The sequence below is a fragment of the Desulfovibrio desulfuricans DSM 642 genome (genome assembly GCF_000420465.1).
In the GTDB taxonomy this organism is placed as follows: Bacteria; Desulfobacterota; Desulfovibrionia; order Desulfovibrionales; family Desulfovibrionaceae; genus Desulfovibrio; species Desulfovibrio desulfuricans.
Window position 1 is genome coordinate 245,002 of the sequence record NZ_ATUZ01000013.1, and the last position, 24,921, is coordinate 269,922.

Sequence of the window (24,921 nt, forward strand, 5' to 3'; positions counted from 1 at the left end):
GACCAGTATGCGTGGTTGGCAGCAGGCCTGTACCGGAGGAAGGAACCGCCGGATCTTTAGAACTTGTACTGGAAGACCACCTGACCCTTCCAGGCGTCCTGCTTGGAGTAGGAGCCGAAGTTCTGGTAGCTCTTGTTCCAGGTGCTGCTGTCCATGTAGTTGGCCACGTAGCCCAGTTCAACGTTCATCTCAAGATTGTCGTAAATCTTGTAGGAAGAAATCACGTTGAATTCCAGCAGGCCATCATTGGTGGTCATGTAAGGGCCGTCAAACATGTTGGACGTGGAATCCCACGCATTGGCATGGTCCATGTACTTGACCATGGAGGGGCTGTTGGTGCCGCCCCAGTAGGCCACGCGGAAGGTGTGGGTGAGCCTGTCGAGGAAGCTGACGTCGCGGATCTGCGCGCCAAAGCCCCAGGTGCCAGCGTAGGACAGGGACTTGTCCATGAAGTTGACGTTGGGGCTCCAGCCGAGGTTGCCATCGCCCATGAAGGACGTGAAGTTGCCGTAAGCACATACGGAAGGCAGGCGCTCGGAACCGTTCTTGACGTTGCCGTCATCGCCGGAAGCGTACCAGCCGAACACGCCGGGCACGCCCCAGTCGAGCTTGTATTCCACAAGGGCCTTGGCCAGCCAGCCCTGGCGCTGGGTGCTGCCGTGAACCACATCGTTGGCGTTGTTGCGGCGCATCACGTTGAAGCTGCCCATCTGTTCTACAAAGCCGTAGTTGGTGTCGAATTCAATGTTCCAGGGTTCCAGAGCCGTAACCTTAACAGGCAGGCCAGCCCAGAACACGGTGCCGTATTCCTTGGAGGCATTGGTCACGCCGGTCACGTTAAGGCCGTGGCCCGCGCCGATCTTGTTCAGGTAGGGGTACAGGGAGGTGGCGGGGGAGCCATCATTGAGCCCATAGTTGGTGAACGCGCCAAACTTGCCAGTGTTGCGGCCCATCATGCCGGGCATGACCCAGGGGGTGATGCTGATGCCGTCAAAGGTCAGGGGCATGCTCAGGGCAAACAGGTCCATGTTATCAAGATAACTGGCCTTGTCGTTGCTGATCACGTTGTTGTAGGTGCCGCCCTGATAGTTGTCGTTGAAGGGGCGCATCCACAGGGCGGTGAGGCCCACGTTTTTGTTGAAGGCATAGTTGCCAACCACAGCGGCAGCCTGGGTGTCAAACACCGCAGAGCCGCCAGCGGCGTTGGGCAGGGCCAGATACTGCAAGCCCATCTTGAACTTCAGATCGGTCTGCGGAACCGACCACTGCATGTTGGCCTGGGTCACGCGCACCAGGGTGCCGTCCGCACCAAGGGCGGAACCCTGACCGGATCTGCCCCAATCCTGCGGGCCAAGCTTGAACTGCACGCTGCCCATCAGGTTTTCAGAAGCAATGGCGTCAAGGAAAAGCAGGACGCGCTGACGCGAAACAAACTGGTCAGAGTTGTTGGCTTTCTGTTTTGCCCCATTGGTCGTCACGTCCTTGGTCAGGCTGGAATCGCCCACGCCAAAGCCCATCGACCAGATGCCCCGTGCCTTGAAATCCACCGCTTCGGCAGACTGCCCAAACGCCAACCCCAATGTAAGCGCAAGAGCTGCTGCGGAAAGAATGGTTTTCCGTTTCAAAGACATAGTACCTCCCAAGTTAAACGTTATCCATTTGCTACAGCCTGATCCATAAGAGAGCGGGGGCGAAATTGTCCGCGCTCAAGGGAAGCGTATCCGATCCTGCCGGGCGAGGCCTGGCCCGGCTGGTCTGGTGCAGGGGATGTAAAGAATGCAAGGGGACGGTGCGGCGCTTTGCGCAAAAAGGTCGCCGCAGGGCGCACTGCCGTGCAGGTGCTTTTGCGCAAAGAGGGAGCTGTGGAAAGCAGCAACAGGCATGGGTGCAGCCAAGGACGCCTCACGGTGTGTTTGGTCAGAACAGGTTTGTTGCATGTTTGCATCCTGTGTGCCAAATTTCACCATGCTGAATTAATTTACTTTTTTACTGTATTGCTTATGAATGGGGTAAATACGCGGCAGAGTTGTCGTATGTTGCGACAAAAAAATTTTTCATAAAAATTCAATAAATTAAGTATTATAACAATTTTGATTGAAAAACACGACACATTTGTCGTCAATTTGGGCGTTGCTGCATGTTCCGCAAAGAACGGATTGGGAAAAAGTGAGGTCTGGCGGGCATGGCGAAAGGGCAGGGGACGTTGTGAATCATTTGGCATGCAAATTGAAGGGAGGGGCGCGTTAATATCACAACAGTGCCCGTCGGTACTACGAAGGAGTTTTAATCATGGCTGCAAAAGCAAAGCGCGCCGCCCTTATAGGTTACGACTGCCTTATTCCTAAAAGGCTTGAAGTAATGCTCGCTCAGGGGGGGCTCGATAACTTCAGAAAGTTCATGCAGGAGGGCAGCTACATTCCCGAAGGTTTCAATCTGCCTACGGTCACTCCGCCGTCCTGGGCCACTATCTGCACGGGCGCATGGCCCCGCACCCACGGCGTGGAAGACTACTATTACTATCATGAAGGCCGCAGCCTTGATTACAAGGAAACCTCGCAGGCTTTCGGTTCCAGCATCCTCACCGCAGAGACCATCTGGGACGCGTGGGACAAAGCTGGAAAGAAGTGCCTCGTGGTCAACTACCCCATGTCCTGGCCGTCCAAAATGCAGCACGGCGTCATGATCATGGGCGAGGGCCTCAGCCCCGCCGAAACGCGCTGGCCCCTGCATGGCAATGAGCACAAGGAATATTTGTGCTCTGAAAGCGTTATCTCCACAGATTTTTATCCCATGGGTTCCCAGGGCACCTTTGATGATGCCGAAGGCTGGGCCAACCTGCCGGAAGGCGAAGAACCCCTTGAAATGAACGTGCGTATGCACTTCAAGGAAGCCATCGAACCCCTGGAAGACCAGACCTGGCACTGCCTTGTGTGGCAGAGTGGCGATGAAGGCTATGACCGCATGGCCCTTTGCCCTGAAAAGGACTACGCCAAGGCCTTCTTTACCATCCAGCTTGGCCAGTGGAGCGAACCTGCCCAGCACGACTTTGTCGTGAAGGCCGATGGCCGCACCGAAAAGGGCGTGCTCCGCGCCAAGCTCATGCAGCTTTCTGACGATGCGGAAGAATTCAAGCTTTACATCTCGGGCATTGCTGGCCGTTGCGGTTTTATCGCCCCGGCTGAAGCCGCCGCGCAGATTGACTTCACCAAGCACATCACGGCCAACGATATTGGTCTGGTCGCCTATCTGCACGGCATTATTGATACCGACACCGTGTGCGAACTGGTGGACTTTCACAGCGCATGGCTCTGGAACACCATTGAGTCGCTTATCAAGGCCAATGCGGACTGGGATCTGTTCTACATGCATTCCCACCCCATTGACTGGTTCTATCACGGCTGGCTCAGCGAGCTGGACAGCACGGACGATGCGGTTCGTACCAAGGCCGAAAAGATGGAACGCTACATCTACGAAGTGGAAGACCGTCTGCTTGGACGTCTCATGGACATCATGGGCGATGAAACCGTCATGTGCGTATGCTCCGACCACGGTGCAACACCCCTTGGCCCCATCCTCAACACGGCCCACGCCCTCAAGGAAGCGGGTCTGTGCTCTTACGAACCCAAGAAGTCCGAGAACTACTGGGATATCTACGAGGAAACCGAAGGCTTCAACTACGTGCTTGATGTGAGCAAGTCGCTTGCCGTGCCGCAGCGCTACATGTTCGTGTACGTGAACCTGAAGGGCCGTTACCCCGGCGGCATTGTTGAGCAGGAAGACTACGAAAACGTGCGCGATCGCATCATCAACGCCCTGCTGGACTACAAGCATCCCGACACGGGCGACCGCCCCGTGCTGCTGGCAGTGCGCAAGGAAGACGCTCACGTGTTTGGCATGGGCGGCGCGCAGGCTGGCGATGTGGTGTACGTGCTCAAACCCGAATACATGGCCGAACACGGTTACGGTCTTCCCACCGGCGAATCCGGCTGCGGCAGCCTCAAGAACCTGCTCATGTTCCGCGGCCCCAACATCCGCAAGGGCTATCGTTATACCCGCCCGCGCTGGCTGGCCGACATTGTGCCCACCTTCTGCTACATCACGGGCAATCCTGTGCCCGCCGATGCCGAAGGCGCGCCCATTTACCAGATCATGGAAAACCCCAATCTGGTTGATTAATTCACCATACCGGGGCAAGGGCACGGCTTTTGCCCCGGCACGATAAAACACAAAGCCCCGCGTCAGCGGGGTGGACGACAAGGATAAGATCATGGCTGAAAAGAAAGCGATTCTCCTGATGCTGCCTTCCGTTGCGCTCAGCGGCGCATCCGAAGCGCTGGACAAGCTGAAGAAAAAGGCCGTCCTGCTGGCCAATGCCGACAGCGCTGGTCTGGAAGCTCTGGGCCTGGAACTTGGCGGCAAAAAAGTTGAAGCTGCCGCCCTTAAAGGCGCGGAAGACGCGCTGCTGGTGGTGCAGGGTGACGAGGCCGCTCTGGCTGCTGCTCTGGAAGCCGCCGACCGCCGCACCCTGGTGGTGGTTGCCGCCGCTGACGGTGTGGCCTTCTATGGTCTGGCTGTGGACAGCAAGGCCGGTGCCGTTGCCCGCGCCGTTAACGCGCAGGACATAGCCGTTACCATTGCCACCATTGCGGATCTGCCCGTCAGCGCCCAGTGCACCGGCGGCATCATTTATCAGGCAATGAAAAATCCCAACCTCAAGCTTGATGAAATCAGAAAGCTCAAGGAAGCCCTGGTGCGCATGGAATCGGTTATCCAGCGCGATAACCGCGAGCCATGGGACAAGCACGACTGCGCCTAATTTTCTTGCCGCTGTGACCGCGCCTGCCGTGTGGGGGCATGGCTTGCGCGGTTATCTGGAACCGCAGCCGTGCTGCGGTTCCGACCCATACCTTCCTCCAATCGCCTGCGGGGATTGAACTTCATGTTCAGTCTCCGCAGGCTGTTATTTTATCTGTATGCAAGCAGTTTAATCCTGTTTAACACGGTTTGGCTGATGAAAAAGCCTGCGATAACTGCTGATTGAGGTTTTTTCTGTATTTATTAAATATGGTTATGATGTATATGGCAATAGTTAGCATTCTTATATTTTTATAACTGTTTGTTGCGGCATAACTATTTGTATTAAGTGCTGAAATGTTGTCTCTGCACTTGTTATTCTCTGATAAATTTGGAATTGTTAAAATTAAGTAATCAATAGTGCTTTTGGCAGTATGCCTATTTTGTTTTGATAATAGTCAGCATTTGTCATTAAAACTGAATATGTAAATAATAAATGGAGAAGTATTAGTATTATTGATGGTGGCGTGCAAAACACGTTAGGCTGAGTATACTGCGAATGTTTGCCAAGTTTGAATGCAAGGTAGTGTGCGATTGTACATTTAAGTTTGACAATTGGGGGGATACATGAAGTTTCTCAGAACAATTGTTGACTTTTTCTGGAGGGCATCGCTCCGGTTTCGATCCGTTCAGCCCGGTAAAATCTTTGTGGCCGCACAAAGGCACTATCTGTTGTTGCGGCTCTTTTTTGTAGACAGACAACGCCAGCTTGAAAACGTTGCCTGTGATGTTCTGTATATTTCTCCACAAAAAATATTGCTTAAATCAAACAAACGTTTTTTGCCTGATATTCTTAAAGGCGAGCGTTGTAGCCTGTATGTAAAAGTACCTCATGCAATTGCAGAAAAATATCTTGGAATTTCATATCCTGCTATCAGGCATGGTTTTATTTTTAAAACACGGATTATCGCAAATCATATAGATACTGAGTCAAAGCAATGCATTGTTGAGATTGCCATGCCACAACAATATGTGCAGCGTGATCTGCAGCGGCATGAGCGCGTTGGACTCACGCCGCTGATGCTCAAAAAAATTTCTCTGTGGATTTGCAACAATCGGTTGCCAAAATCTGTGAATGATATGGATAAGGCGACAGTTAGCTATGTTGATGAAAGTATATGTTCTTCGATACGGGTGGTGAATATGTCGTCAGGCGGATTAAGAGTGCAACTTGATAGCTTTAAGGGTTTTGAAAATCCACGAAGGGAATTGAACAAGCCTATCATACTGAATATTGTGTTGTACAAGACGTTACGCAAAGAACTGTCACTATGGACAGTATGCTCTTGCGTCAAAGTCCATTTCAGCCCGCAATTAAAGATACTGACCCTGTTTTTAAAATTTGTGCGCGTATGGGATGACCCCAATGAAGGAGGTACTGGCTGGCGCGTTATTGACCGCGAGGGCATAGCGGCCATTGAGGCCTGGGTGGACAATGACTATTGCATGCTGCTTGATAAAAACCGCATGGTTTCTGATGAATTATGCCGCTGCTTTGGTCTTGATCCTGTCAATGCGCATAAAAAAAATCCCGCACGCCGTTCGTGACAGGCATGCGGGATAAGATAAAAAGCTATCCAGTATTGCAGATAATTGTCTTCTAGCCTTGCAGTTTTTCACTCCCCCCGGACATTCTGCGCATTTTGCGTTGCAGGGTGCGCAGGTTCAGCCCCAGTTCTTCCGCGGCTTTGCCCCTGTGCCAGCGGCACTTTTCAAGCGCCTGCCGGATCATGCGTTCTTCAAGTTGCAGTACGGCCTGATCAAGGCTGATGCCCTGGGGCGTGTTGAGCAGCAGGTCGGCCCGCCCGGCATCCCCCAGCGAAAGAAGCGCCTCGTCGCCAAAGGCAAGGTACCGGTCAAGAAAGTTGTGCAGCTCACGCACGTTGCCGGGCCAGTCGTACTGCTCCACAGCCAGCCGCACATGGGGCGGCAGAATAAGGTTCAGGGCGCGCTTTTCAAGCCACGCCTCCACCAGCAGGGCAATGTCGCCGTGGCGTTCGCGCAGGGGCGGCAGGGTGATGGAAAGCACGTTGACGCGGTAATAAAAATCGGAGCGCATGGTTTTTTCGCGCACCATTTTTGAGAGATCCTGATTGGTTGCGGCAATGAGGCGGAAGGAGGATTCCTTGGGCGTATTGCCGCCCACGGGGGTGTACATTTTGTTTTCAATGGCCCTGAGCAGCTTGACCTGAAGGTGCAGCGGCAGTTCGCCTATTTCGTCCAGAAACAGCGTACCGCCGTTGGCCGCGCCTATGTAGCCCTCTTTATTGGCATGCGCGCCGGAGAACGCCCCCTTCACATGCCCGAAAAATTCGCTCTCCAGCAGTTGCTCGGGGATTGCGCCGCAGTTTACCGGCACATAGCGGCCCTTGCGCCCGCTGTATTCATGAATACTCTTGGCGGCAAGGTCTTTGCCGCAGCCGGTTTCACCGTAAATGATGACGTTTGAATCTGTTTCTGCCGCCTTGAGAATCTGGCTGTATACGCGGCGCATGGGCTCGCTTTTGCCCACAATGTTGCCCAGGCCGTAAAGATTGATAACAGAGGTACGCAGCTCTCGATTTTCTTCGCGCAGGGCCATTTCCTGAAATTTCTGCTCACTCACGTCCATGATCAGGCCTTCAAGATATCGCAGAACGCCCGAATCATCGTACACGCCTTCCCCTTGATCCCACAGCCACTTGACGCGCCCTGAGGGCAGCAAAAGCCGGTACATGACCTGATACGGCTCGTGGGCGACAATACTGTCGCGGATGGCTTTGCGGCTGGGGCCGAGGTCATCGGGGTGGGTCATCAGTTCAATGGTGTTGTGGTGGTCAAGCACCATGTCTTCGGCTGGCACCCCCAGCAACTCGTAGCTGCCACGGCTTACAAACTCCAGTTCATACTGGAGATAATCACTTTCCGGCGCGTCGATATTGAGAACGCGGCAGCGATAGGCCATGCCGGGCAGGTGATTGAGCAAGCGGCGATAGCTTTTTTCCACGTTAATGGGGGGAACTGGGGGCGATGAAAGCATGTGGCGGCAACCTTGCAAAAAATGTCGTTTGTCGCGACACAAATGTCGCTTCCGGGCCGGGATACTAGCGGCATGTGCCATAAAACACAAGCGCGGATGGAGTTATGAAGCCAAGGGCAATCTGATGGCACTATTAGTGCAATAGACAGGCCAAATCGCGCGAGAGCAGGGTGCCCTTGCGTTTTTTCAGCCTGGAGGCTTTGAAATGTCACATGAACTCAGTGTTTCTCTCTGCCGCCGCGGCGGCAAGGTGGATCTGGATATGGAGAGCGGCGCGTTTGGCGTGCTCACCATAGACGGCGAAAAGATTCCGCCCGAAGAACGTTCCGGCACGGCCAAAAAGCTCCTGGCCGCCTCAGCCCTGTACTGCTATTGCGCCGCTTTGGACAAGGCCCTGGATACGCGCAATGCCAAGTACGACAAAATCGAGGCCAGGGCCACGCTGCACACCGGCACCGATGATCTGGGCCGGGGCAGGGTAACGGGCATTGATATCGATGTTACCGTGCATCTGGATGAAGAGTACGAATTTATTTTTGACCGGGTGGAAAAGATCATGCGTCAAGGCTGCCTGGTCACGGGCTCGCTGGAGGCCGCCTTCCCCGTGAAGTACAACCTCAGGCTCGCCGACGACGAAGATTAGGAGCCCGCATGTCCGACCAGAAAAAAAGCATGATCGTTGTGGGCGGCGGCCCTGGCGGTTACACGGCGGCTTTTGCGGCCGCCAAGGCCGGAATGGCCGTAACCCTCGTGGAGTGCGCCGAACTTGGCGGCACCTGCCTCAACAATGGTTGCATACCCACCAAGACTATCAAGTCGTCTGCGGAAGCGCTGGAGATTGCCCAGCAGGCGGTGCAGTTCGGCGTCAAGATTGAAGGCGGCGTCAGCATTGACCCGCAGGCCGTCTACGAGCGCAAGGAGCGCGTTTGCGCCACCCTGCGTTCGGGCCTTGAAAAGACCTGCGCCGCCCTGGGCGTAACCCTGGTGCGCGGCAAGGGGCGTCTGCTTTGCGGCGGCGCGGTGGAGGTGACCGGCAACGGCGCAAGCTCCAGTCTTTCAGCGGATTACGTCATATTGGCAACGGGTTCGCATCCTGTGAACCTGCCGGGCCTGACAGCCGACCACAAGCGCATTCTCACCAGCGACGATGCTCTCAAGCTCACGCATGTGCCTGCCTCCATCATCATTGTGGGTGGCGGCGTCATTGGCTGCGAGCTGGCCTGCATCTATCGGGCTTTTGGCTCCGCTGTCACAGTGATTGAAGGGCAGGACAGGATATTGCCCCTGCCTTCGGTGGATGCCGACATCAGCACCTTGCTCCAGCGCGAGATGAAAAAGCGCCGCATTGCCTGCGAACTCGGGCAAACGCTCACCCATGTGCGCGTGGATGAAAACGGCGTCAGCGGCGTGCTTGCGCCATCGCCCTTTGTGAGCGGCGCGCCCGCGAGGCCCGAACGCCCCATCAGCGCCGAGATGGTGCTTGTTTCTGTGGGCCGCGCCTCCATGACCGCCGGGCTTGGCCTCAAGGAAGCCGGTGTTGCCACGGACGAACGCGGCTGGATACGCGCTGATGAATACATGCGCACATCCCTGCCCGGCGTGTATGCCATTGGCGATGCCCTTGGCCCTGCGCGCGTCATGCTGGCCCATGTGGCGGCCGCCGAGGCTCTTTGCGCCGTTAACGACTGCCTGACCGGCGGCAAGGGCGCTCCCATGGATTACCGTTTTGTACCTTCGGCCATCTTCACCTCGCCGGAAATCGGCTGCGTGGGTATGAGCGAGCAGCAGGCGCGCGATGCGGGCTATGAGGTTAAAACCTCAGTTGTGCAGGTGCGCGAACTTGGCAAGGCTCAGGCAATGGGCGCGCTGCCCGGCTTCTGCAAGCTGGTGGCGGATGCCAGCGACGGCACCCTGCTGGGCGCGCACATGGCTGGCGCGCACGCCACCGACCTTATTGCCGAAACAACTCTGGCTTTGCGCATGGGCGCTTCCATCAACGACATAGCCACCACCATTCACGCCCACCCCACGCTGGCCGAAGCCATTGGCGACGCTGCCCTGCGTATGGAAGAGGAGTAGTATCATGAAAGATCTTGACCAATTGGCTTTGCCCGAAAACCTGCGCTATACCGACGAACACGTGTGGCTGTGCGTGGAAGGCGAAACCGCCACCGTAGGCATCAGCGACTTTGCCCAGGATCAGCTTGGCGAGATCGCTTTTGTTGATCTGCCCGCCGTGGGTACAACATACAAAAACGGTCAGGAATTCGGCACCGTTGAATCGCTGAAGTCCGTCAACGCCCTGTTCATGCCTGTTGCCGGGTCAGTGCTTGAAGTGAATGAAACGCTGGAAAGCACGCCCACCCTCGTCAATGCCAAGCCCTACAACGAAGGCTGGATGCTGCGCATCCGTATGGACGACCCTGCCGAGGCTGCAACTCTGGCCGACAGCGCCGCCTACCTCAACCTTTTGCGCAAGGGCTAAGAGGCAAAGCGGTGAAAGGCCCTTCCGGCAACGGCCCGAAAAGCGACAGGGGCGCGTGTAGCACCTCTGCGCGGGATGCGGCATATGTACGCAAGGGGCTTTTTCTCGCTGCGCTGACCGGGGTAATTTTCAGTCTTGATGGCCCTATTCTGAAGCAGGGGCTGGTGAAAGAGCCGTTCAGCATACCTGAATTCTGGCTGTTGGCCCCCCTGTTTGCCGCAGGCTGTCACGACATTAGCGCGGCCTGTCTTTCTCTTGTTCTCAATGTGGCCCAGGGCAAAGGGCGGGAGGTGTTCCGCACCTTTTGCAGCAAGCCCGGCAAGTTTTGTATAATGGGCGCTTTTATGGGCGCTCCCCTCGGCATGGGGGGGTACCTGATGGGCATTTCGCTGGCAGGGCCAGCCTATGCCTTGCCCATTTCCACCCTGTATCCGGCAATTGCGGCGGTTCTGGCGCGCTTTTTTCTGAAAGAGCGCATTTCCGCAAGGGCCATGTGCGGCCTTGCGCTTTGCGTGGCGGGCGCGTTTACCGTGGGCTGGTCTGCACCGCAGGGCGGGGTGGGCGGTCAGGCCTTTTATCTGGGGCTGGGGTTCGCCTTTCTGGCCGCCTTTGGCTGGGCATCGGAAGGCGTGTGCGTAACGGCGGGCATGGATTTTATCGAGCCCGTCGTGGCTCTGAACGTCTATCAGATCGTTTCCAGCCTGCTGTATGTGCTGGTGATCGTGCCTGCGGCCTTTGTGCTGCTGGAGCGCACCCGGCCCGGTCTGAACGCGGCTGACCTGCTGCTGCAGGCCCTTGCCAGCCCCGGTTTGCCCTTTTGCATAGCCGCTGGCCTGGTGGGCTGCGTTTCGTACCGCTGCTGGTACACGGCCATGAACATGACCGGCGTATGCCGGGCCATGGCCCTGAACGTGACCTATGCCCTCTGGGGCATACTATTCAGCGCCCTTTTTACCAACGTTACCGTTACCCGTAATCTTGTGGCGGGCGCGGTGGTGATAGTGGCGGGCATTGTGCTGGTTGTCATGCAGGGCAAGAGCGGAACCGCCTTGCGCCTTGCTCGGGAGCGGCGGTGATGCGTATCCGGCTGCCTTTGCGGTTGGCTGTGGGCAGATTGCTGCTGGACGGCATCCCCCGCATGGCCAGTGAGGTGTGCGTGGCCCTGGAACCAGAATACGCGGGCGAAAGGCAGATCAATGCGGCGAACATTGAAGCCCAGCTGCAAGCCCTCAAGGGTGTGGGTATTGTGATCGTTTGCAATGAATCCGATCAGGGCGTTGCGTACGGAATCACCCCTGATGGCAGGCAGCGTGTTTTGCGCAATATCTAGCGCAGGGCAGGCCGCGCAAAACGGCAAGCCCGATCAAAACCGGAAAGATCAAACCATCCCCTGCGGAGGAAAGTGCGACGTAATTGTCGCCTCCCTTGTGCGGAGAGATGGGGGGGACGAGGGCATCCCGGCAGGGGTTGTTCTTTTATTCCCTAGCGTGGCCTGGAAAAATCGGGTACAGCGGCCCGCGCAAGCCCCAAATATGCGCGTCAATAGCGGGTGCGTCACATGTGTCGCAAAATGCGCGTTCGTGTCGCAACCAGTGCCGCAACAAGAGCATGTTGAGTAAAAAATATCCTGTAATAGCTGATGATAAGCGGTTTTTTGCAGGAGTTGTGAAAAATGGTATATATTATGCAAAATGACTCACAAAGAATTTCGAAGCACGCGCAACTATCCCGGCAGCCCATTGGCAGCTTTCAGGGGCGTTTGGCTTCTTTTGCGCACCCGGACGGCAGACCGGGACATTTAACAACTCTCACCAAGGAGTGCAGCCGTGCAGCAAACCGATGACTGTGCCTGTTCCGACGCTAAAATAGCAGTCAGGGATCTAACGAAAATGTATGGGGATCTTACCGTTCTGGATAAGGTCAACTTTACCATCAAGCGCGGAGAGCTGGTTTGCATAGTCGGGCCTACGGGATGCGGCAAGACAACCTTTCTCAACTGCATGTCCAAACTTACGGAAACCACCTCCGGCAACATCTACATTGATGGTGAAGTGGCAAATCCGCGCAAGCATAACCTGGCCTTTGTGTTTCAGGAACCAACGGCCTTGCCGTGGCTTACCGTGGAAGAAAACGTGGCCTATGGCATGCGCATAAAAAAGGTTCCGCCCAAGCAGCTCAGGGAACGCCTTGATATGATCCTGGAGATGGTGGGTCTGGAAGATACGGCCAAGCTGTATCCCAACCAGGTTTCGGCCAGCATGATGCAGCGTATCGCCGTGGCGCGCGCCTTTGCCGTGAACCCTGATCTGCTGCTCATGGATGAGCCCTACGGCCAGCTTGACGTGAAGCTGCGCTTCTACCTTGAAGACGAGCTTGTGAAGCTGTGGCAGACCCTCAAGAGCACCGTGCTTTTTGTTACGCACAATATAGAAGAAGCCGTGTATGTGGCTGACCGCATCCTGGTGCTGAGCCCCAAGCCCACCAAGGTGAGGGCGGAAGTGGTTGTTGACCTGCCGCGCCCGAGGGATTTCAGGGATCCGCGTTTTGTCGAACTTCGCCGCCAGGTCACAGACCTCATCCGCTGGTGGTAGGAAAAAGGGACAGCTTATGCAATGCAATGAAAAAGTAACCTACCGCAAGCCCATGCGGCTTCGCATCCTGCCGGTTCTGAGCGTTTGTATTTTCCTTGGCGTGTGGCAGATGTGCGTTGGCCCGGCTGACAGCAACGACTGGCGCATTCCCGGCACGCTGCTCAGCTCGCCCTACGACATTCTGAGCCTCATGTTCGACAAGCTCACCAATCCCGCGCCTGACGGCGCAGTGCTGCTGGACCACGCCTGGACAAGTATGCAGGAAGCCTTTTTGGGCTACGTGCTGGCCCTGATTGTGGGCCTGCCCCTGGGCCTTGCAATGGGCTGGTTCACCACGGTGCGCGGCCTTGTGCGCCCCATATTTGAAATCATCCGGCCCATTCCGCCGGTTGCCTGGATCCCGCTGACCATTTTCTGGTTTGGCATCGGTCTGCCCGGCAAGGTATTTATCATCTGGCTTTCGGGCATCGTGCCGTGCGTCATCAATACATATACCGGCGTGCGCATGACCAACCCCGTACATATTCAGATGGCCAGAACCTATGGCGCTTCCGACTGGCAGATATTTACCTCCATCTGCGTTCCTTCCGCGCTGCCCATGGTGTTTGGCGCATTGCAGATCGCCCTGGCCTACTGCTGGGTGACACTGGTTGCCGCCGAACTGCTGGCCGCAGACAAGGGCCTTGGCTACCTCATCACCATCGGCCGCATGCTTGGCCGTACCGACCTTGTGATGGTGGGCATGGTGAGCGTGGGTATAGCCGGCGCAATCATCGGTTTCATCATTGACAAGATCGAATCCCGGCTGCTGGCCGGCATCAGGAGATAGCGCCATGCAGTCTTCCTCGGCGTCCAACGGGCAGACCCAGAGCGTCTGCAATGAAACCATCAAGAACACGAAAAAATACGAGTTTTCGCTGATACGTGCCCTCAAGAGCGAATACTTCTTGTACATCGTTTCACTGGTGAGCTTTTTCGGCCTGTGGCAGTGGGCTGCCACGTCCAACGTGTTCGGGTACAGCAGCGCCCTGGCCACGCCCTTTCAGGTGGTTGAAAGCCTGCACGACCTGAGCGTCAACAAGCTTTCCGGCCTTGGCCTGCTCGAACATCTGTGGATCAGCACGCGCCGCGTTATCATCGGCTTTTTGATTGCCGCTGGCTTTGGCATCCCGCTGGGTCTGTTCATGGCTTTCAACGAAACGTTCCGCGCCGTTGTGAAACCCATTTTCGATATGTTCAAGCCAATGCCGCCCCTGGCCTGGATTTCTGTGGCCATCCTGTGGTTCGGCATTGGCGAAGCGCCCAAGATTTTCATCATCGTCATTGGCTCCTTTGTGCCGGTGGTGCTCAACTCTTACAGCTGCCTGCAACTCATCGAACCCGAATTTTTCGATGTGGTGCGCATCATCGGCGGCAAACGCTGGGACGAAATCCGCCTTGTGTGCATTCCCGGCGCGCTGCCCGCCATTACGGCAGGTTTGCAGATCGCCATGTCCAGCGCCTGGACGTGCGTTGTGGCTGCGGAGCTTGTGAATTCCCGTTCCGGCCTTGGCTACATCATTGTGCAGGGTATGAAACTGTCCGACCCCGGCATGATTATCGGCGGCATGCTCATTATTACCGCCGTTTCGCTGGTGTTCACCCTGGGGATGGATCTGCTGACCCGCAAGCTGTGCCCCTGGCAGCGTGAAATCGAGAATCTTTAGAGAGCCAAGGAGCTGAACGTGAAAGACACGCAGCCAAAAATTGTCTGTGACAATATATGCAAAACCTTCATCCAGAAGGGAACCCAGGTGGTTCCGGTTCTGGAGAACATCTCCCTTGAGGTGCGCGATCAGGAGTTTCTGGTCATCCTCGGGCCGGGGCAGTGCGGCAAGACAACCTTGCTGCGCATTCTCGCCGGGCTTGAAGCGCCTTCGTCCGGCGCGGCTTATCTGGACGGCAAGCAGATTGTGGCCCCCGGCCCGCAGATCGGTCTGGTGTTTCAGAGCTACAAGCTCTTTCCGTGGAAGACCGTGCGCCAGAACGTGGAAATCGGCCTTGAGGTGCGTGGGCTTGAGCCTGCGAAGATCCGTGAGATTTCCAATCACTATCTTGGCATGGTGGGTCTGCAAGGCTTTGAGGATTACTATCCTCACCAGCTTTCGGGCGGCATGAAGCAGCGTGTGGGCATTGCCCGCGCCTATGCTCTCAACCCCGAGGTGCTGCTGCTTGATGAACCCTTTGGCCAGCTTGACGCCCAGACCCGCTTTTTCATGGAGCAGGAAACCGAGCGTATCTGGCACATGGACAAGCGCACCATGATTTTTGTGACCAACAACATCGATGAAGCCCTGTTCCTCGCCGACCGCATCGTCACCATGGAAGACAAGCTGCCGGGGCATGTACACACCTCGTATGACGTGCCGCTGCCGCGCCCGCGCGACACCATGGATCCCGCGTTCCTCGAACTGCGGGCCAGAATTACGGAAGAACAGAAGCTTACGCTCTAGCATTGCGCACATTAGCAAGGGCCGCGCCGCACTGGGTGCGCCTGCCAACGGTACGGCCCTTGCCGCGCATGCGGCAGCTTAAATTTCTCGGCAAACCTGTATGCACTTGCCGAGGTTGCTCAAGTGGTTTGTTTGAAGGTTCAAGCAGTTGAAAGGTTTTTCGTCAAAAGCGGATCTGTCCACTAACCAATTAGGAGTCATGCATGAGAAAACTGCTTCTGGTCGCGCTTCTGCTGTGCATGGGCGCTGTCATCTGCGGCGGTCCCGTCGCCACTCTGGCAGCCGACAAGCCCGTTGAAATTTCCACCTGCTGGATGGACGAATCCCCGGGCTTCAACATCTGGTACGCCAAGAAAATGGGTTGGGACAAGGAAGAAGGCCTGGACATCAAGATGTTGCTGTTCAACAGCGGCCCTGCCCAGATGGAAGCCCTGCCCGCCAAGGAATGGGTGCTCGGTTCCACGGGCGTTGGCGGTCAGCTGATCGGCGGCATCCGTTACAATATTTACTCCGTGGCCCCCATCATCAGCGAAGGCGAAGTGCACGTGCTTTACCTGCGCCCCGACAGCCCCGCCGCCAAGGTCAAGGGCTACAACCCCAAGTATCCCAACGTGTACGGCAGCCCTGAAACCGTCAAGGGCATGAAGATCCTGTACACCTCCCAGACCACCGTTCACTACATGATCGGCAAGTGGCTGAGCATCCTTGGCCTTACCGAAGCCGACGTGACCCTGGTGAACATGGAACAGCCCTCTGCCGTGCCTGCTTTTGAAAAGGGCATTGGCGACGCAGTGTGCCTGTGGGCGCCCTTTACCTTTGTGGCTGATTCCCGCAAGTGGCAGCGCGCAGGCTCCATGACCGACATGGACTGCATCACCGTGTCTTCGCTCGTGGGCGACAAAAAATGGTGCGATGAAAATCCCGAACTGGTTGCCAAGTTCCTGCGCGTGTACCTGCGCGGTTCCAACATGCTGCGCGAAGAAGGCCCCAGCCCCCGCATCATCAAGGAATACCGTCAGTACATGAACGAATTCGCCGGCATCCGCATGACTGACGAAGAAGCCAAGCTCGACATCCAGATCCACCCCCGCTGGTCTTACGAAGAAACCATGGCTCTGCTCGACAGGTCCAAGGGCGAATCGCAGGCCGACAAGTGGCAGAATTCTGTGGCCGACTTCTTTGGCAGCATCAAGCGCTTCTCGCCTGCTGAAATCAAGAAGTTCAAGGACGCCCAGATCAATACCGACAAGTTCCTGAAGCAGGTTCAGCTGCCCATTGCCAGCTGGAAGTAGCTCCTCCCCCACGGACACGCGCCGGATGTAAATCCGGCAGTACAGGGCCTGTTCTTTGCCTATTGCCGGGCAAGAACAGGCCCCTTTTTTTATGGCAGGGCAGGGGATGAAAGGAAATGACAGCGGATGAAAGTGAAAGGCCGTGCGCGGGGGCAGGGCGGGGGAGACCTTGCCCCCCGTAAAGCTCGTGGAGGATTGCTGCGGGGGTAGTCTGTGCGGGAATATCGCGGGTATCCGGCCTGCAATCAGCAATTGGTCTGACCGCTGATTATTTGCCTTTATCTTCAGCTCCATCATCCGGCACAGAGGTGGTCACAAGGCCCACGTCCTTGATGCCAGCGCCGCGCACCCTGTCCATCACGCTCATGACAAGGCCGTAGGGAACATCCTTGTCGGCCCGAACAAAGAGCTGCCGCCCGCTGTCCTTTACCAGCGCGCCCAGGGCATCCGGAAGATTGTCCATGTCTGTTTCCTGCTCGTTGAGAAACAGCGCTCCGCCTGTTTTGACCGTCAGGATAACGTGGTCGTCATCCGTGGGCAGCACTTCGGAGGTTTCCACCTTGGGCAGGGCTACATCAAGCCCTTCGGTCATCATGGGGGCTGTGACCATAAAGATGATCAGCAAGACCAGCATCACATCCACAAAGGGCGTGACGTTGATATCGGCAACAAAATCGTCGTCGGCGGAAGATGCGGCCATGACTAGCGCTCCTCTGAAAAGGCTATGCCGTCAGCGTGTTGCGGTGCTTCGTGTTGCAGGCGGTTGAGCATCTGCCCTGCAAAGTTGATGCATACGCCCTCAATATGGGCCAGTTTGGCGCGGAACACGTTGTAACCACACACAGCAGGTATGGCCACAAACAGGCCGACAGCGGTGGCGATGAGCGCCTCGGCAATGCCGGGCGCGACGGTTGCCAGCGAAACGCTCTTCATCTGGGCAATGGCGGTGAAGGAATGCATGATGCCCCACACCGTGCCGAACAGGCCAATAAAGGGGGCCGTGTTGGCTGCGGTGGCAAGCAGGGCCAGGGATGATTTGAGAACGGCGAGTTCTTCCGCAACGGCAAAGTGCAGGGCCCTGCGTACATTGTCGTTCAACAGGCGGTCAACATCACCCGTGCGGGAAATACGGTTGAATTCGCGGATGGCGCGGCGCGCAATGCCAAAAAGGGGGGAGTGCTTGTCATTTGCCAGCACAGGCAGCGCCCGGCTCAGCTCCCCGGCCTCGTCAAACGCCGCCAGCCCCGCCTGCGTGCGCTGCTGGGCTGTGCGCAGCAACAGCCATTTGCTGCACATATAGGCCCAGCTTGCCACAGACATGCACAAGAGCAGCGCCAGCACGCACTTGGAAACAAATGTTGCCTGCAACACCGCCTGAATCATGGAATCCATTATATCCCCCAAAGAATATGAAATTGAAATTCAAAGCTATTGTGTGGTAGTACGCTCCGCAAGCTTTGTCAACCAGACAGCGATAAATTCAAGTAAAACCGTATAATGTTGAGCATGTTACCTGTTGATGCTGAAGTCGACAGGAAATTCCACTACGCACATCACAGGTTTGCCGCCCACCTTGCCGGGGGCAAAGCGCCAGCGCTGCACGGCTTCAAGGGTTTCTTCCATGAAGTGCTGCGTTTCCTTGCCTGGCAGAACCACGGCGCGCACCACCTTGCCCTGGGCGTCAATGACGGCCCTTACAATAACGGTGGTTTCCTTGCCCGTGCGTTTTGCCGCAGGCGGGTAGTTGGGCTTGACCCGGTGGATTGCCACTGGCGACTGATCCCACTGGTTGAAGCCGTATACCGAGCCAGCTCCCTGCCCACGCCCCTGATGCATGCCAAGCCCGCCGCCGCTGCCGCCGCCCTGTCCGCCATCGTTTCTGCCGCTGCCCTGAGCTTCGGCGGCGCTGCCAGCGGATTCGGCATCCGGCCCCTGCCGGGTATCACTGCCCAGCGAGGGCGGCGGTGTTTCCATGGGGGGGCGGTCTTCTGTTTTGGCCGTGGGCCTTTTTTGCTGATGTTCCTTTTTGGGCGGGCGCTTTGGTTCGCACTTCTTTTTGAGTATCAGATCCGGCTGTTCAACCGGCGGCTCGGCCTGTGGCGTTTTTTTGTCCTTGGGCTGTTCTTTTTCCTCAACCGGAGCGTTGCGCTCCTCCCTGGCTGTGGCGTTGGGATCAGTGCCGTTGGTGGCCGAGGCATGGCTTGCGCCTTGCGTGGCGGTGCCCATGCCCATGCCCACGAGTGAGACCCGCATGGACGATTCGCCGCCGCCAGAGGCCTGCAAGGGAATGCCCCACAGGCATACGAGCAGCCCGGCGTGTACGCCCAGCGAGAACAGCAGGCCTCTTTTGTGCGTTTTGCGGGATGTGGCGGAAGCAGCGCCCAGTTTCTGCGGATTGATGCGCCGCAGGGTGGGGCGCGCCGCTACAGGGCCAGCGGCGGGCAGATGCTGGCCTTCGCTCTGGGCGGAAGCCTTGAGCAGCTCGCGCAATTTGGCTGACTGCGGCTGGCAAAAGGCCTTTCGCACTGGCCCCTGTTCCACGCATTTGCCATTGTCCAGCACGAGCACACGCTGGCAAAAGCCTTTTACCAGGGTGAGATCGTGGCTGATAAAGATCAGCGACATGCCAAAGCGCTGCTGCAAGCCGCGCAGCAACTCAATAATCTGGAATTGCAGCGCCCTGTCCAGTGATGAAGTGGGTTCGTCAAGCAGCAGTACGCGGGGCCGCAGCACAAGGGCGCGCGCAATGGCTACGCGCTGGCGTTCGCCGCCGGAAAGTTCGTGCGGGAAACGGCTGGCATATGCCGGGGAAAGTCCCACATCCCGCAGTGCCTCAAGAACGCGCTGCGGCCTGTCTTGCGCTCGTGGGGCGTGCACGCGCAGGCCCTCATCAATGAGATCATGCACGCACATGCGCGGATTGAGCGAAAGATAGGGGTTTTGAAAGACCACCTGAATGCTGGCGCGCAGGGGCGCCATTTGCGCATGGGTCAGGCTCTGGATTTCTTTGCCCATAAAGCGGATTCCGCCACGGCTGGCCACAAGCCGCAGCACTGCCAGGGCCAGGCTTGATTTGCCAGATCCGCTCTCGCCCACAATACCCAGGCATTCGCCCTGGTGCAGGGCAAAGCTCACGTTGTCCAGCGCGGTAAAGGGGGGCTGCGCCCGCTGGAAAAGCCGCGTTTTCGGGCGGCAAAAATCCACGCTCAGACCTTGCGCCTTCAGAATGGGGCTGCCGCCATGCCGGGGAACATCCTCGGCCCACTGGCGGCTGCCTGTGTGGAGCAGGGCACGGGTGTATTCGTGCTGCGGGTCAGCAAAAAGCGAAGAGGACGACTCCACAATTTCGCCGTGGCGCATCACGTGAACGGTATTCGCAAAGCGCCGTACCATGCCCAGATCATGGCTCACCAGCAGCAGGCCCATGCCCAGTTCCGCACGCATGTCGCGCAAAAGCTCCAGAATGGCCTGCTGCACGGTGGCGTCCAGAGCTGTTGTGGGTTCGTCAGCAATGAGCAGGTCGGGCTTGTTGGCCACGGCCAGCGCAAGCATGATGCGCTGCCTTTGTCCGCCGGAAAGCTGGTGCGGGTAAGCCCTGTAGCGTTCCGCAGCATGGTCGAGCCGCACGAGGTCAAAGAGATCCAGCACACGCGAGCGCACCTGCTCCTCACTCAGGCTTTCGTGCGCGCGCAGGCATTCGGCCACCTGATCGCCCACGCGGTGCAGGGGATTGAGCGCTGCCAGCGGATCCTGAAAAACCATGCCGATTTTGCGTCCGCGCAGGGCCATGACGGACTTTTCCGGCAGGTTGAGCACATCCTCGCCTTTAAACAGAATGCGCCCCTGCGTTACGCGCGCCCCGCCGGGGAGCAGACGCACGATGGAACGGGAGGTGAGGGTTTTGCCCGCGCCGCTCTCGCCCACAAGGGCAACGCACTGGCCCTTTTCCACACTGAACGAAACATCGCGCACTACCGTGCGCGTAGTCGTGCTAAGGTCTGCTGGGGCGGATATGCCTCTTCCGGTTTTGGCATCAGCTCTGGCAAAGGCCACATGCAGGTGTTGAACGTCAAGAAGGCTCATGCCTGCTCCCTCCATGTGTTTTGCGGGGTTTCCGCGTCTGCCGCACTGCCGCTCAAGAATACGCCGGGGTCAAAGGCATCGCGCAGGCCCTCGCCAATAAAAACGAGGCAGATCAGCATGCCCGCAAGGGTAAAAAAGGCGGCAAGGCCTATCCACGGGGCAAAAAGGTTGTTTTTGCCCTGCACCACCAGTTCACCCAGCGAGGGGTATTCCGGCGGCAGCCCGAAACCCAGAAAGTCCAGTGACGTGAGGGTGACGATGGAGGCATTGACCAGGAAGGGCAGAATGGAAATCAGGGCCACAACGGCGTTGGGCAGCACATGGCGCAGCATGATGCTTTTATCCGGCACGCCCAGCGCACGGGCCGCCCGCACGTATTCCATGTTGCGCGCCCGCAGGCTCTCGGCCCGCACCACGCCCACCACGCGCATCCAGCTAAAGGCCAGCATGAGGGCAAGCAGCGCCCAGAATCCCATGGTCATGACGCTGGAAATAATGATGATGAGGTACAGAACGGGAATCCCGCCCCACACCTCCATAAAGCGCTGAAACAGCAGGTCTGGCAGCCCGCCGTAATAGCCCTGCGCAACGCCCGCAGCCATGCCCACGGCGCAGCCGAAAAACGAAAGGCACAAGCCGAACAGCACGGATATGCGGAATCCATAGAGCAGACGCGCCAGAATGTCCCGCCCCTGATCGTCCGTGCCCAGCCAGTTGCCGTGCCCTGGCGGCGCGGGAAAGGTCGTGCCTTCCTGCCGCGAAATGGTGTTGAAAGAATAGCGCACCGGGGGCCACAAGGCCCAGCCGCGCTCCGCAATGGCGGTCTGGATGAATGGGTCTGCAAAGTCGGCGGCAATGGGCAGGTCGCCCCCGAAAACGCGCTCGTCCAGAGTGTGAAACATGGGAAAGTAGAGCCGGTGTTCATAGCTCACCACCAGGGGGCGGTCATTGGCCAGAAACTCGGAGCACAGGCTGGCGGCAAAGCACAGGCAGAACAGGCACAGGCTGGCGAATGCCCGGCGGTTGCTGCGGAATGTCTGCCATCTGCGGCGTGTGATGGGGTTCATGCCTTGCTCCTCCCGCCGAAGTCGATGCGGGGATCAACCTTTGTCATGGTCAGATCCCCAATGATGGACGTCACAAGGCCGATGAGCGTGAAGATATAGAGAGTGGCGAACATGACGGGATAATCCCGCTGCATGGCGGCCTCAAACCCCAGTAGCCCCAGCCCGTTGAGCGAGAATATGGTCTCTATAAGCAGCGACCCGGCAAAAAACATGCGTACAAACGCGCCGGGCAGCCCGGCAATGATGATCAGCATGGCGTTGCGGAACACATGCCCGTACAGCACGGTTCTTTCGCTCAGGCCCTTGGCGCGCGCTGTTTCAACATACTGCTTGCTCAGCTCGTCCAGAAAGGAATTGCGGGTCAGCATGGTGAGCCCGGCAAAACCGCCGACGGTCATGGAAAGCACGGGCAGGGCCATGTGGTGCAGATGGTCCAGCGCCTGCCGCCAGAAGGGCAGGCTTTCGTAACCCAGGGAGTGCAGGCCCCGTAGCGGGAATATCTGCCAGTAGGAACCGCCCGCAAACAGCACGATCAGCAGCACGGCAAACAGAAAACCGGGGATGGCGCTGGCCGCCACCATGACGGCCCCGGTGGCGAAGTCAAAGGTGCTGCCCCGGCGTACGGCCCGGCCTATGCCTACGGGTATGGACACAAGGTAAATGAGCAGGGTGCTCCACACGCCGATGCTTATGGAAACTGGCAGGGCGTTCACAAGCAGCCCGGCTACGCTATCTGCCTTGAAGAGGCTTTTGCCGAAATCAAACATGGCAAAGTCGCGCAGCATTTCCACATAGCGGGTGAGGATGGGCTTGTCGAAACCATAGAGTTTGCGGATGGCGTCCAGCGTCTGCGGGTTAAGCCCGCGCGCGCCGGAATAGGCGCTTTCCGCTGCATCGGCCATGCCTGCTGAGGGCAGGTCGGCTCCGGCGCTGCCCACCCGTTCCATATAGGCGCTGCCGCTGCCTTCCAGCATGGCGATGAACTGCTCCACGGGCCCGCCGGGCGCTGTCTGCACAATAAAAAAGTTTATGGTCAGGATGCCCAGCAGAGTGGGGAATATCAGCAACAGACGGCGAAGAGTGTAACGCAGCATCAGCGCGCCTCCCTGTCAGTTTGCACAGCGGCGGCGGGAACCGCCTGCGCGGGCGGCGTAGCCCCGGTTGCCGGAATATGCCATGCCATGATGTCCACACCCTCATTGTCTTGCTCTGCCGGCGGGGTGATGCGGTCTTTCCACCATGCAATGCGCATGCTGCCGCTGTACCATGCGGGGATGACGTAGCAGCCTTGTTGCAGCAGCCTGTCCAGCAGTGCGGCGCGGGTGTGCAGGTCCTCGCGGGTGGGGGCCGCCACCAGTTCGTCCACCAGCGTATCGATCACAGCATCGCGTATGCCCGCATAATTGCGCGAACCGCGCGCCCCCGCAGCAGTGGAAGACCAGTAGTTGCGCTGCTCGTTGCCGGGATTGGACGACTGCCGCACCGTGGCCTGAATAAGGTCAAAGTCGAATGCCCGTACGCGGCTGACGTACTGGGTCTGGTCCACCAGCCGCACGTTGAGCGTGATGCCCAGCCTTTTGAGCGTATTGCGAAAGGGCGTGTACACGCGCTGCATGGAGGGCGAACTGGTCAGGATGGTCAGGCTGAGGGGCTGGCCCTGAGCGTTGAGCATCTCGCCGTTTTGTATGCGCCATCCGGCTTTGTCCAGCAGGTGCAGGGCGGCGCGCATTCTTTGGCGTTCGGTATCGCGCCCTCCGGTGGCCTGCTCGGGCAGCGGGCCGAAAACTGCGGGATCAAGTCTGTCGCGCCAGCGCTCCATGAGTTCAAGCTCTCCGGCGGATGGCTGGGGCTGCGCCGCAAAGGGGGAGCCAGTGAAAAAACTGCTGTAGCGCATGTAGGCATTGTAAAAGAAGGCGCTGTTCATCCAGTCAAAGTCAAACAGCAGGTTCAGCGCTTGGCGCACGCGCCTGTCCGCCAGTGCCGGGCGGCGGGTGTTCATGAAAATGCCGCCCATGCCCACAGGACTGGTATACTTATGGAGCTGCCGGGTAATGCGTCCATCGCGCACGGCGGGCACGTTGTAGGCATTGGTCCAGTCCTTGATATTGCTTTCGCTGTAAAAATCCGCTTCTCCGGCAAAAAAGGCCTCGCGCGCAACGGAAACATCACGGTAATAATCCACCTGAACCGTTTCAAAATTGTAGCGACCCTGATTGACGGGCAGATTTTGCCCCCACCAGTCTTTGCGGCGCTCGTAAATGAGGCGCGAGCCCATAACGCTGCCCGCAAGACGGTAGGGGCCGCTGCCGGGCATGATGTCCGTCTGCGGGTCGCCCAGATTGCGGCCCTGCCACCAGTGGGCGGGCAGCACGGGCATCTGGCAGACAATGAGCGGCAGTTCGCGGTTGGTGCCGGAGGAAAGCTTGAAGATCACCTCATGTTCACCAACAATTTCTACACCTTGTACCTGTTCGTAATAGGAGCGGTAGACGGGCGAGGCCTGCTTGATGAGTGCGGTGAACGTAAAGGCCACATCCTGCGCTGTAACAGGGGTTCCGTCAGAAAACCTGGCCTGCGGGCGCAGGCGCACACGCAAGGTTGTGCGGTCAGGAGAGAGATCAAAGCTTTCGGCCAGCAGCCCGCGCATGATGAACTCCTGCGTGCCGCGCTGGCTTACGCCAAGCGTTTCGCAGGTCAGGCCAAGCTGCGCCGCGCTGACGCCGCGGGGGCTGAAGGGATTGAAGCTGTCGAATGTGCCAATGGCGCTCAGGCGGAGCCTCCCGCCCTTGGGCGCGTCCGGGTTGACGTGGGTAAATGGCGGGAGTGATTCGCTTTGCAGCGCATCCTCCCACAGGCCCAGAACTTCATGGGGCGCGCCCAGGGCGGGTGAAACTGTTACGGTGGCCAGCAGCGCCGCGCACATGCCAGCCATGAGCGCAGCCAGAATACCGCGCAGCGGCCCGTAAGGCGCGCGATTCATTGCTGGATGACGTGGGGTGGCGGCTGCCGCTGCCGTTTCAGCATGCATGACGTGTTGG

The 24,921-nt window shown here is 57.8% G+C and carries 21 protein-coding genes; 13 read left to right on the forward strand and 8 right to left on the reverse strand.

The window, feature by feature from the left end; translation table 11 throughout:
- Positions 1-56 precede the first annotated feature (56 nt).
- The gene (locus G449_RS0106670) at positions 57-1,631 is read right to left on the reverse strand and encodes an outer membrane homotrimeric porin (RefSeq protein WP_022658538.1); all 1,575 of its coding nucleotides are present in this window, start codon (positions 1,629-1,631) and stop codon (positions 57-59) included.
- A 658-nt stretch (positions 1,632-2,289) separates the two neighbouring features.
- Between G449_RS0106670 and G449_RS0106680 the strand changes: the two genes are divergently transcribed.
- From G449_RS0106680 to G449_RS18425, 3 genes are all read left to right on the forward strand, one after another.
- On the forward strand, positions 2,290-4,176 hold the full coding sequence (locus G449_RS0106680; RefSeq protein ID WP_022658540.1) for an alkaline phosphatase family protein: 1,887 nt from the start codon (positions 2,290-2,292) through the stop codon (positions 4,174-4,176).
- A 91-nt stretch (positions 4,177-4,267) separates the two neighbouring features.
- Positions 4,268-4,816, forward strand: a complete 549-nt coding sequence (locus G449_RS0106685; RefSeq protein ID WP_022658541.1) for a hypothetical protein — start codon at positions 4,268-4,270, stop codon at positions 4,814-4,816.
- Positions 4,817-5,421: 605 nt separating this feature from the next.
- Positions 5,422-6,402, forward strand: coding sequence for a hypothetical protein (locus G449_RS18425; protein WP_159060446.1), 981 nt, complete (start codon positions 5,422-5,424; stop codon positions 6,400-6,402).
- Positions 6,403-6,454: 52 nt separating this feature from the next.
- On the opposite strand, the gene G449_RS16310 is transcribed toward G449_RS18425, so the two are convergent.
- Positions 6,455-7,873, reverse strand: coding sequence for a sigma-54 interaction domain-containing protein (locus G449_RS16310; protein WP_022658543.1), 1,419 nt, complete (start codon positions 7,871-7,873; stop codon positions 6,455-6,457).
- Positions 7,874-8,078: 205 nt separating this feature from the next.
- Between G449_RS16310 and G449_RS0106700 the strand changes: the two genes are divergently transcribed.
- From G449_RS0106700 to G449_RS0106745, 10 genes are all read left to right on the forward strand, one after another.
- Positions 8,079-8,516 carry an OsmC family protein gene (locus G449_RS0106700; protein ID WP_022658544.1) on the forward strand — a complete coding sequence of 146 codons (438 nt, stop codon included), beginning with the start codon at positions 8,079-8,081 and terminating at the stop codon, positions 8,514-8,516.
- 8 nt (positions 8,517-8,524) lie between these two features.
- Positions 8,525-9,952 carry a dihydrolipoyl dehydrogenase gene (gene lpdA, locus G449_RS0106705; RefSeq protein WP_022658545.1) on the forward strand — a complete coding sequence of 476 codons (1,428 nt, stop codon included), beginning with the start codon at positions 8,525-8,527 and terminating at the stop codon, positions 9,950-9,952.
- A gap of 4 nt (positions 9,953-9,956) precedes the next feature.
- Entirely contained in the window at positions 9,957-10,358 is a 402-nt protein-coding gene (gcvH, locus tag G449_RS0106710) for a glycine cleavage system protein GcvH (RefSeq protein WP_022658546.1), read from the forward strand.
- An 11-nt stretch (positions 10,359-10,369) separates the two neighbouring features.
- Positions 10,370-11,434, forward strand: a complete 1,065-nt coding sequence (locus G449_RS16315; RefSeq protein WP_022658547.1) for a DMT family transporter — start codon at positions 10,370-10,372, stop codon at positions 11,432-11,434.
- On the forward strand, positions 11,434-11,688 hold the full coding sequence (locus tag G449_RS0106720; protein WP_022658548.1) for a hypothetical protein: 255 nt from the start codon (positions 11,434-11,436) through the stop codon (positions 11,686-11,688). The genes G449_RS16315 and G449_RS0106720 overlap by 1 nt, the downstream gene beginning before the upstream one ends.
- A gap of 559 nt (positions 11,689-12,247) precedes the next feature.
- Entirely contained in the window at positions 12,248-12,949 is a 702-nt protein-coding gene (locus G449_RS0106725) for an ABC transporter ATP-binding protein (RefSeq protein ID WP_022658549.1), read from the forward strand.
- Between the two features lie 16 nt (positions 12,950-12,965).
- On the forward strand, positions 12,966-13,778 hold the full coding sequence (locus G449_RS0106730; RefSeq protein ID WP_022658550.1) for an ABC transporter permease: 813 nt from the start codon (positions 12,966-12,968) through the stop codon (positions 13,776-13,778).
- A 4-nt stretch (positions 13,779-13,782) separates the two neighbouring features.
- The gene (locus G449_RS0106735; protein WP_022658551.1) at positions 13,783-14,655 is read left to right on the forward strand and encodes an ABC transporter permease; all 873 of its coding nucleotides are present in this window, start codon (positions 13,783-13,785) and stop codon (positions 14,653-14,655) included.
- Between the two features lie 18 nt (positions 14,656-14,673).
- Entirely contained in the window at positions 14,674-15,441 is a 768-nt protein-coding gene (locus G449_RS0106740; protein WP_022658552.1) for an ABC transporter ATP-binding protein, read from the forward strand.
- Positions 15,442-15,644: 203 nt separating this feature from the next.
- Positions 15,645-16,733, forward strand: a complete 1,089-nt coding sequence (locus tag G449_RS0106745) for an ABC transporter substrate-binding protein (RefSeq protein WP_022658553.1) — start codon at positions 15,645-15,647, stop codon at positions 16,731-16,733.
- Between the two features lie 268 nt (positions 16,734-17,001).
- On the opposite strand, the gene tolR is transcribed toward G449_RS0106745, so the two are convergent.
- The 6 genes from tolR to G449_RS16325 form a co-directional block, all read right to left on the reverse strand.
- On the reverse strand, positions 17,002-17,433 hold the full coding sequence (gene tolR / locus G449_RS0106750) for a protein TolR (RefSeq protein ID WP_027180776.1): 432 nt from the start codon (positions 17,431-17,433) through the stop codon (positions 17,002-17,004).
- Between the two features lie 2 nt (positions 17,434-17,435).
- Positions 17,436-18,125, reverse strand: a complete 690-nt coding sequence (locus tag G449_RS0106755) for a MotA/TolQ/ExbB proton channel family protein (RefSeq protein ID WP_022658554.1) — start codon at positions 18,123-18,125, stop codon at positions 17,436-17,438.
- A 117-nt stretch (positions 18,126-18,242) separates the two neighbouring features.
- Entirely contained in the window at positions 18,243-20,816 is a 2,574-nt protein-coding gene (locus G449_RS18100; RefSeq protein WP_081640489.1) for a dipeptide ABC transporter ATP-binding protein, read from the reverse strand.
- On the reverse strand, positions 20,813-21,883 hold the full coding sequence (locus G449_RS0106765) for an ABC transporter permease (protein WP_022658555.1): 1,071 nt from the start codon (positions 21,881-21,883) through the stop codon (positions 20,813-20,815). The genes G449_RS18100 and G449_RS0106765 overlap by 4 nt, the downstream gene beginning before the upstream one ends.
- Entirely contained in the window at positions 21,880-22,977 is a 1,098-nt protein-coding gene (locus G449_RS0106770; protein ID WP_022658556.1) for a microcin C ABC transporter permease YejB, read from the reverse strand. Before G449_RS0106770 ends, G449_RS0106765 begins: the two co-directional genes overlap by 4 nt.
- Positions 22,977-24,911, reverse strand: coding sequence for an extracellular solute-binding protein (locus G449_RS16325; protein WP_051135393.1), 1,935 nt, complete (start codon positions 24,909-24,911; stop codon positions 22,977-22,979). Before G449_RS16325 ends, G449_RS0106770 begins: the two co-directional genes overlap by 1 nt.
- Positions 24,912-24,921 lie beyond the last annotated feature (10 nt).

Bases quoted from the DNA above. Each gene is read 5' to 3' on its own strand.
- G449_RS0106735 (WP_022658551.1), top strand. From the start codon at position 13,783: ATGCAGTCTTCCTCGGCGTCCAACGGGCAGACCCAGAGCGTCTGCAAT.
- G449_RS0106685 (WP_022658541.1), top strand. From the start codon at position 4,268: ATGGCTGAAAAGAAAGCGATTCTCCTGATGCTGCCTTCCGTTGCGCTC.
- G449_RS0106720 (WP_022658548.1), top strand. From the start codon at position 11,434: ATGCGTATCCGGCTGCCTTTGCGGTTGGCTGTGGGCAGATTGCTGCTG.
- G449_RS0106670 (WP_022658538.1), bottom strand. From the start codon at position 1,631: ATGTCTTTGAAACGGAAAACCATTCTTTCCGCAGCAGCTCTTGCGCTT.
- G449_RS0106700 (WP_022658544.1), top strand. From the start codon at position 8,079: ATGTCACATGAACTCAGTGTTTCTCTCTGCCGCCGCGGCGGCAAGGTG.
- G449_RS0106725 (WP_022658549.1), top strand. From the start codon at position 12,248: ATGTATGGGGATCTTACCGTTCTGGATAAGGTCAACTTTACCATCAAG.
- G449_RS18100 (WP_081640489.1), bottom strand. From the start codon at position 20,816: ATGAGCCTTCTTGACGTTCAACACCTGCATGTGGCCTTTGCCAGAGCT.
- tolR (WP_027180776.1), bottom strand. From the start codon at position 17,433: ATGGCCGCATCTTCCGCCGACGACGATTTTGTTGCCGATATCAACGTC.
- G449_RS0106730 (WP_022658550.1), top strand. From the start codon at position 12,966: ATGCAATGCAATGAAAAAGTAACCTACCGCAAGCCCATGCGGCTTCGC.
- G449_RS0106745 (WP_022658553.1), top strand. From the start codon at position 15,645: ATGAGAAAACTGCTTCTGGTCGCGCTTCTGCTGTGCATGGGCGCTGTC.
- G449_RS16325 (WP_051135393.1), bottom strand. From the start codon at position 24,911: ATGCATGCTGAAACGGCAGCGGCAGCCGCCACCCCACGTCATCCAGCA.
- G449_RS0106755 (WP_022658554.1), bottom strand. From the start codon at position 18,125: ATGGATTCCATGATTCAGGCGGTGTTGCAGGCAACATTTGTTTCCAAG.
- G449_RS0106680 (WP_022658540.1), top strand. From the start codon at position 2,290: ATGGCTGCAAAAGCAAAGCGCGCCGCCCTTATAGGTTACGACTGCCTT.
- lpdA (WP_022658545.1), top strand. From the start codon at position 8,525: ATGTCCGACCAGAAAAAAAGCATGATCGTTGTGGGCGGCGGCCCTGGC.
- G449_RS0106770 (WP_022658556.1), bottom strand. From the start codon at position 22,977: ATGCTGCGTTACACTCTTCGCCGTCTGTTGCTGATATTCCCCACTCTG.
- G449_RS16310 (WP_022658543.1), bottom strand. From the start codon at position 7,873: ATGCTTTCATCGCCCCCAGTTCCCCCCATTAACGTGGAAAAAAGCTAT.
- gcvH (WP_022658546.1), top strand. From the start codon at position 9,957: ATGAAAGATCTTGACCAATTGGCTTTGCCCGAAAACCTGCGCTATACC.
- G449_RS18425 (WP_159060446.1), top strand. From the start codon at position 5,422: ATGAAGTTTCTCAGAACAATTGTTGACTTTTTCTGGAGGGCATCGCTC.
- G449_RS0106765 (WP_022658555.1), bottom strand. From the start codon at position 21,883: ATGAACCCCATCACACGCCGCAGATGGCAGACATTCCGCAGCAACCGC.